Source organism: Silvimonas sp., from assembly GCF_031291215.1.
GTDB classification, from domain to species: Bacteria; Pseudomonadota; Gammaproteobacteria; order Burkholderiales; family Chitinibacteraceae; genus Silvimonas; species Silvimonas soli.
Window position 1 is genome coordinate 1 of sequence record NZ_JARLJK010000006.1, and the last position, 7,840, is coordinate 7,840.

Consider the following 7,840-nt stretch of genomic DNA (forward strand, 5'->3'; position numbering starts at 1 on the left):
CCTATCCGAAACTCTCGATGGCCACCCGCGCTGCTGGCTGACTGCTACAGCGCTATATCGAAAGCGCGCAGCCAGCCAGCAGCGCTATCGTCATAACCTACACCACGTCCCGGGACGTGACCAAAACTGGCGACCGAGTTTCACTGATCTGGGGTTTCCACGCCCCACTTCCCCGCTCTCTGAGGAAGCGAGCGACGCCTAGCACGTCGATCATCTACGGACAATTAAGTGCGGGCAATCGAGCCAGGAATTTGGTCGCTCCATCTAGCCGACTGGCGCAGGCGGGACTCTGATCTCCTGACCCTCCACTTGGGTTCCGAATGGTGCGCGCTGCAATTGATAGCTTGCCCCGCCGATCCCGAAGGTATTGTAGGCGGTGCAAACGAAATGCTGTTCATCCAGCACCTCATTTCCGAAAATGTCGAAAGCACGGGAAAAGACCTTCAGAAAGTTCCCGCTCGCTTGGTTCGCGTTTTGCAACCATCATTGGCCTGATGGGGGAAACTGACTTTTCAGCGCCAAGGGATAGATGCCCGTGCAGCAATTACGCACACTATCGACTGCAATGTAGCTGAAATATCGAAAATAGAAGGGGAAACAGGGCATTGCTTGCTTGCCATGTCTGCACGTATCTCCAAACGTGTACAGATCGTGGGGTATTCGCCAGGAGAATGTTCATGCGCAAGCCGTGGGTTTGGGTTCTTGTGCTAGCGGTGGCGGGCTTCATCCTGGCTTACCTTGGCTCACCCTATCTGGCCGCACGTGATTTGAGGCAGGCGTTGCAGGGCGGGGATACCGACAGGATCGAAGCCGATGTGGACATCGCCGCCGTGAAGGAAAGCCTCAAGTCACAGCTTTCGGCCGTTTTTATTCGTAAAATGAAAACGGACCCGGACACGAAAGGTAACCCTTTCGCTGCTTTAGGTGCATTGATCATGCCCGCGATCTTGGACAAGGCTATCGACGCTTACGTCACTCCTGACGGGCTGGCGGCTCTGATGAAAGGCCAAAGGCCGGGTGAAGCACAGGCCGATGATGGCAAAAAAATGCCAGATTACGACTCAGATGAGGAATTTCTGGGCCTCAACCGCTTTCGGGTAAACAACAAGGACAGGAAATCCGGGCAAAAAGGCCCATCGCTTCTATTTGAGCGCCGAGGCATCTTTGCCTGGAAGCTCATCAAGATCGAGCTGCCGCAGAACATCTTTGAAGACAAGGACACCCCGCCAGCCGCTTCATCAGTGCAGAATGGCGGTGGTACGACTGAACCGCTTGCTGCCCAGCCCCAGGCTGGAGCGGCCGCGTTGCCGCAGCCGGCCTCCGGGGGTGATGACAGCTTTCCGACCGCGGCCAGCTTGACCGAATACAAGTTCCAGGATTTCTCGACTATGCCATACAATGGCCCATGGGTGCGGCCAAACTTTGCGGGCGCGCAGAGAGATTTCCGCAGGTACCGCACCATGATCACCGATGGTGCGAAGCGGGGCCCCGTGTTTGCCGGCAGTGTGGCGATCACACAATTCGGCTGCGGCACGGATTGTTCGATGGGCTACGCGATAGACCTGAAGGACGGACGGGTTGTCCCGCTGCCCGTGGGCGGTGAGGCCAATTCGGATTTGGATGTTGAATATCACGTGGAAAGCCGACTGCTGAAGGCCGCCTGGAAGGGAGCTGCAAGGGATTACTCCGGCACCCCGGCAGACTGCCGCGGGTTCGCCTACTTCGAGTGGACCGGCAACGACTTCAGGACCATCAAGGCGTCGCCACATTCTTCAGCGTGCGAATAGGCAGTTTTGATTGCATGCCATTCGCATGCACCGCTTTGGCGTTTCTTTGTCGTCCGACCAGAGTGGGTGTTCGAGACTGACGCAACTTTAAGGTCTATCTGCTAATATGCTGATATGGTTGAAACCTTCTACAACGGCTACGACGGACGGCAGCGCAACTCCACCGGCAAGCCGCTCAAAGCCTATCTTGCCACACTCGATACCATGGCACCGCCGCAGCCATGCGGCTTGTGTGGTGACCCGGATCGCCCACGCAACCAATGGCATTCGGAAGACTATTCCAGCCCCGTGACGGTCGCGCCGCCGCAGACCTATCCCCTATGCAACGCCTGCCACGGCCGCATCCACAAGCGTTTCAAGGCCCCGGCTGGCGAGTGGGAGCTGTTCTGCCGCCATGTCGATGCTGGGGGGTATGGGCGCGAGTTCACTGACCACTATTCGGCGTCCAACCGTAAACGAATGGCTGCAGCCATTGTAGCCGGCCAGCCCGTAGATGTGCCCTTCATCCGCCAGCGCCTGGAAGGCCCCGCTTGGTGGCGCGAACTGACCTTGGACCCCGAGTCGCTGATCGCGGCATGGGCCAGACCGCGCCCGTTGCGTCCACGCCCCGAAACGGACCAATTCAGCACGGCCATCGAAGCCATTGGCCTTTCGCCGACCGAGGAAGCGATCTTGTGTTTCCATGCGAACGCCCCGCGCCGTTCGGTCACCATGCGCGCCGTCGCTCAAGCCGCCCTGAACATCGACAAGCCCACTGCAGCCAACCTGGCCTATGGTCGTCTTGCCCGCCGTCTTTGTCAGAACCTCGGATGGGAACCAGACCGCCGTGATGATGGCAGCCCGATCTGGATGAGCATGGTTGCAGAAGGCTGGAACCCGCCATCGACGCCGCAGGCCCCGCGCGAATACGAACTGGTGATGGTGCCGTCGCTGGCGGCCTTGTTCATGGTAGCCGCCGGTTCATCATCGGCGTTGACATGACTGGACGCATCAACGTCGCCGGATACGGCAAGGTGCAAGGCCCGATTTTCGATATGGAAAACCTCTTCGCGCCCCTCGTCTGTCAGGCGAGATAGGGCAAGGGCTTGACCATGGAGGCCCTAGTCAGCACATTCACCGAGAGCAGAGCGCGCCTACCTGTCAGATCGTCAGCGGCTGGTAAAACGTCATCTGCGAACATCGGGGCACCGGGGACAACATCTGGATCAGCCGTCAGGGTCACGCACATGTTGGGGCAGGAGAGTTCGGTGTGATCATACCTCTCAAAATCTCCGACGAGGAGGCTGCTGATTTCGCGTTGTCGATGTCACAACTAGAGCGTGACGTTATAACGCTTTGTTCAAAAACAAAATCATGGAGATATGCTGGTATCGCCAAGCAGCTCAACTCTCTTACGCCGAAGTACAAATTGTAGGACATAAGCTACGGGCGAGCCGCCTTGCCCATGTTTCGGTCATTCCATATGACGGTTCCGCTATATTCCTTAATGATCGCGGGGAGTGCGTAAAACGTGCGGTAGAGGCCCTCGTCAGGCTCAGGGCCCGTGGAAGAAAATCCTCGGATTTGTGAACAGTACAATCACCAGTAGGTGGACGGCTTCCCAACCCGACAAATTGAACGAGGAGATCGGCCCGGTCACCAATGCCCACCTTGGTCGGATGGTGATTGTCGGGGGCGACCTCTGCGCTGGTCGGCGGTGCCCCCTCCCAGAAGGGGCCGCTGGTAAACTCGTCCCGCACTGTCTCCGCGACATTTTGGGGGACAACGTGATTTCACGGAACTGAGGGTTCAACGGACTCCGAAATCCGCCACAATCCGCCGGACAGCTATCGTACACGCGGGACAATCAGAAGCAGCTCCCGCATACATCCGTAGAGGTAGTGCAACCCATCGGTAAGGGTCGCATTGAATGACATTAATTGCACACCGGCCCTGCCGTGGACGATCCATCTGAAGGTCACCCGTCAGGTCCCAACCTGCTTGAAAGCCAGGACGTAAATTCGCCGCAAATCTGTCTCTCGCGATCAGTTGCGCTTCAGCAGCGACGCCGTTTCTTCGGGACCTGCACTTCACCTCGCGCACCAGCGAGATACTCCTCGTATGTCCGTTTGCGATGCCGATCGACCATCGGCGGCAAATGGGGCAGGCAATCGGTATAGTGACTGGCTTTCGCAGCCCCGCCTTCGAGCGCCGCGTTGAAGCCATCAAGCAGCTGAGCCCCCAGTTCCGGCGATACCGGCTGTTTGCGAGATCGGAAATTGCTCGCGAACTGGCCGACGAGGGAGGTTCGGGCGCCGCCGTGCAATTCATCCAGCAGCGCGGGGAAATCGGTACACCCACGGTTGTCGATCAGGATCGGCGCCGAATTGTAGCGGAGCGGCTTTGACGCCGGCCAGGTCACCTCACAGACATGCGCATGATGCCGAATTGAAATTGGCGGCGTCAGATACACCGGCCGGAAGCCACTCGGTCCGCCTTGGGCAAAGGCGATGCATCGACCGTTCAATTCGTGCGCGCGGCGGGGGTGCAGGAGATTGGTGCGATGGCAGCCGGTGAGACCGAAACTGCCAAACTCCCAGAACGGGTCGTTTCGCTGCTCATCTCTTCGATGGAGTTCCGGTTGGCGCAACAGAGCGAGGATGACTTCATCGGTTGAACCGCTGGCAGATGCTGGCTCTTGCGGTGCCGTGTGCCCGTCGATTTCGGCAATGATCTCTGCAAGCCACGCTGCTGCCTCCGGATCGTTGCCGACATCGCAAATGAACTCCTGCCCGCGCGCGACGCTCAACAGCGTGCCAGGGGCTGGCCATCGCCAAGCCTTCTCGTGATACGTCAGCCCGTGCCGGGAAATCCATTCTGGGATTGACCAGTGGCCCAGAGGTCCACCCGGTTGGGTCAGGCGTAGTGCATCAGTGGCGGCGGCGCATGTCTGCCCCGGCCCGACATAGACGGTGTTGTTGCGGTCGTGCTCGCCCAGGAAGTGGGGGTGATCAGGTGCGAAAGCAGGAGCGTCGTCGGGATCGGGCTGGGTGCCTGGTGAAATGACTTCCCGCACGTTCAAGTAGCCAAAGATGCGGTGGTGGGGCTCGCCGGTCACCTCATCGGCGTAGAGCCCGAAGAACAGGAACACATCGCCGGGTCCGATACCATTGTTGTTCAGGTGGCCTTGTGCCGCACTCGACTGCCCGAATGCACACTGCCCATCCGTAAACCACGGGTCTGCGTGGCAGAGATTGCCAGGTCCGATGCGGCCCTTCGTGACCCGATGGACGATGTCGCCAAGGCCAAGATCGCATAGGTCGTGCGCGAGTTCCGGGTCGCCGGGATCGGCAAGCTGATCGGCCGACCATCCACAATCGGTGACGGCTTTCCACCTGAACCGGTGTCAAAGCCTTTGCGGCTGAAGATGATGCGCATGAGCGGCCCCGGACCGTGAACAGGTGTTCCGACTCCGATTGTTATACGCTGCGGGTTAAGGACTGGCTGAGGAAATCCGACTGGAAGTTCGAACCGGCGCTGGATTGATCAACGTCGCGTGGCGAACGCCTTTGCCTTCGCGAGATCGAACAATTCTGAAACATCGGCGCCAAGCGCGTCAGCAATCCGGGCAAGCACTGTAGCGGATGGATTGCGGACGCCTCGTTCGACGCCACTGATGTAGCCGCGGTCGAGTCCGCTGTCGGCGGCAAAAATTTCCTGGGTCAGCCCACGCTCCGCCCGCAGGCGTCGAAGGTTCCAGCCAATGCGTTTGCGCACTTCCATAGCGCATGTGCAATCAACCGATGCGACTGTTCAGCCCACGACTTATAAGTCTCATTTTAACGAGTTGAGATGTATCCAGCGGTCGCCCTGATTGGGTTAGTGCCGCAACCAGCCGCCGGTCCGGCTGCCAAACCTGGAAATGTGAACGAGATGACGATCATGCAGAAGATTGCGGGTGAACACTTTGGCCCCGGACTACTCGTGTTTTCGGTCTATCTGATCGCTGGGTTTATTGCCCTCGTAGCCGGCTTGATCGCTTATGCAGTTCTCTCGGACGACTACGATGCTTGGATGCACCCCCAAGAATACGCAGCACGTGTAGCAGCCGAAGCAAGGCAACACCGTATGGAAGGAGGACTCTTCCTGCGTACCGATTTTGCCAGCGACGCATGGCCATGGCCAAAGGTCGATCAGGTCCAGCTACAATGCCACGGATCAAAGGCTTGGCCGATGCTGACACTCACTATGCCAGACGGCAAGGAATATGGATTGAACGGCACGGCCCAGGACGCTGGCTGGAAATCAATACTCAAGACCCTGAAGAAAGGGCGAGACGGCACATTCGATCCACCGGTGCCGGATGATCTGATGAAAGATGCCAACGCCTTGTGCCCCGATCAGCCAGACACCTCAGCCTACGATCGATGCTTCAACAAGGTCGATGGCGCACCCGCAGGCGTTGTTGATGCCGTACAGAGAGGGCTACGTGATCCGGACAGCTTCGATCTGATCAATGTCATGCGATCGGCGCCCGACGCGCACGGGGTGCTTGAGTTCCATGTAAAGTTCAGGGCGAAGAACGGCTTCGGGGGCATGAACCTTGGCGATGCTCATGGCCATATGCAGGTCTCAGACTGCAAAATCTCGCTCGACGGGATCGACGACGGCTGATTGCACTTGGAACACAGGCGTCAGGCTGGCAGCCCAAAAACGAACTCGCCAGGTCATCTCCCAGCCCAGCCGATGCTCCGAGCTTTAACGCTCCGAAAAAACGCCGGAAATTCCGGGCCTTTTACTGCGAAGCATTTTGCACCGCGTCCAAAAACAGGAACAACAGAGATAGAATAACTATTTCATAACAACGCCTTACAGATATGAAGATACGAGTGTCCTAAAAATTTCCTGGAGGGAATGATGGCGCTCGCAAAGAAATTGATAAAACTGACTGTAAGTCTTGCGATTGAGTTTGAGCAAAATTTTCTCGAAATTGGCCGTGCGCTGCGCGAACTATACGAGATTGATCGGGATGAATTCAACCAGGCCCTGAAAGCCGCAAAACTCGGTCGGCGGAAGGGGTATTACCTAGTCGCGATTGATCGGGCATTTGGCTCCGCCACCGTGTCGAAGTACCGACTGCGGCGGATTGGCTGGACGAAGCTGGCCATGCTGTCACCGCACATCGACAAGTACAGCTGCAGCCAGCTCCTCACGCTTGCCGAAGAGTGCACCGCCAAAGAGTTGGAAACAATCCTGCGAGGTGAAGACCCCACCTCGAAGGAGCGCACGATCGTTCTCTATTATTCGCAGCAAGACTATGACGTGCTGGAAGAGGCCCTCATCGCCTTCGGCGGCATCAAGACCGGGCGCGTCATGATGAACCGTGAGGAAGCCCTCCTGCAGATGGCGCAATGGGCCATTGATCTGGCGGCCGGGTAAATGGACACCGAGGACGGCCCGCCAATGCCACGGACAGATAAGCAGCTCCTGCCCGAATTGAGCGACCAGGTCGTAAAGGCGCACGAGACGTTCGCCTTTCTGCAACAGGAGGTCGATCGGCTGGAGAGAATGATCAACGAGTATCGGGCGGCCTTGCAAGCCATGGGGTGTGTCCTGCTGACCCTTGCGACAACAGCTGCTGCCAACGACAATCTGAAGTCAGAGTAGCCTGGGCCGTGTTTGCCCGGCAGCAGGCAGGGTCAGACGAGACCCAGCCGGTCGATTGCAAGCAATTGCCAGTCGTTTCCCGCCACCTGTCCCCGGCCAGAAATATGGTGATCGTCCATCCTTATCCGGCCGCATCCACACCTTTTGGGGGCATGTTTGGGGGCATTTTTTACACCCAGTCCCCGAGAGGTTCATTATATCATATGGTTAGGAGGCTTTTGTGGTTCCCGCTACCGCTCCAGATTCCGCCACGACTGTCCGCTCCTCCCCTTTGGGCTCCACAGACCTTGCGTGGACGAGAACGAGCAGGTTGCGACTGCCGCCCTTGAAGCGGCCAGGCGTTCCGCAGAGGTTAACCCAAGTTTCACACCCACCTTATAAAATCCCTGTCAGGAATTTATCGGGAC

The 7,840-nt window shown here is 58.0% G+C and carries 6 protein-coding genes and 1 pseudogene; 5 read left to right on the forward strand and 2 right to left on the reverse strand.

Features of this window, described 5'->3' with window-relative positions; translation table 11 throughout:
• Positions 1–677: 677 nt before the first annotated feature.
• On the forward strand, positions 678–1,787 hold the full coding sequence (locus P4L78_RS00045; protein WP_309326181.1) for a DUF2939 domain-containing protein: 1,110 nt from the start codon (positions 678–680) through the stop codon (positions 1,785–1,787).
• Positions 1,788–1,901: 114 nt separating this feature from the next.
• Entirely contained in the window at positions 1,902–2,768 is an 867-nt protein-coding gene (locus P4L78_RS00050) for a hypothetical protein (protein ID WP_309326182.1), read from the forward strand.
• Between the two features lie 1,054 nt (positions 2,769–3,822).
• Here P4L78_RS00050 and P4L78_RS00055 read toward each other — a convergent pair.
• Positions 3,823–5,204 (reverse strand): annotated as a pseudogene (locus P4L78_RS00055) (hypothetical protein).
• A gap of 108 nt (positions 5,205–5,312) precedes the next feature.
• Positions 5,313–5,549, reverse strand: a complete 237-nt coding sequence (locus tag P4L78_RS00060; protein ID WP_309326183.1) for a helix-turn-helix transcriptional regulator — start codon at positions 5,547–5,549, stop codon at positions 5,313–5,315.
• Positions 5,550–5,618: 69 nt separating this feature from the next.
• Between P4L78_RS00060 and P4L78_RS00065 the strand changes: the two genes are divergently transcribed.
• The 3 genes from P4L78_RS00065 to P4L78_RS00075 all read left to right on the forward strand — a co-directional run bounded on the left by P4L78_RS00065 (position 5,619) and on the right by P4L78_RS00075 (position 7,433).
• Positions 5,619–6,440, forward strand: coding sequence for a hypothetical protein (locus P4L78_RS00065; RefSeq protein ID WP_309326184.1), 822 nt, complete (start codon positions 5,619–5,621; stop codon positions 6,438–6,440).
• A 240-nt stretch (positions 6,441–6,680) separates the two neighbouring features.
• Positions 6,681–7,205, forward strand: a complete 525-nt coding sequence (locus P4L78_RS00070; protein WP_309326185.1) for a hypothetical protein — start codon at positions 6,681–6,683, stop codon at positions 7,203–7,205.
• The gene (locus tag P4L78_RS00075) at positions 7,206–7,433 is read left to right on the forward strand and encodes a hypothetical protein (RefSeq protein ID WP_309326186.1); all 228 of its coding nucleotides are present in this window, start codon (positions 7,206–7,208) and stop codon (positions 7,431–7,433) included.
• Positions 7,434–7,840 lie beyond the last annotated feature (407 nt).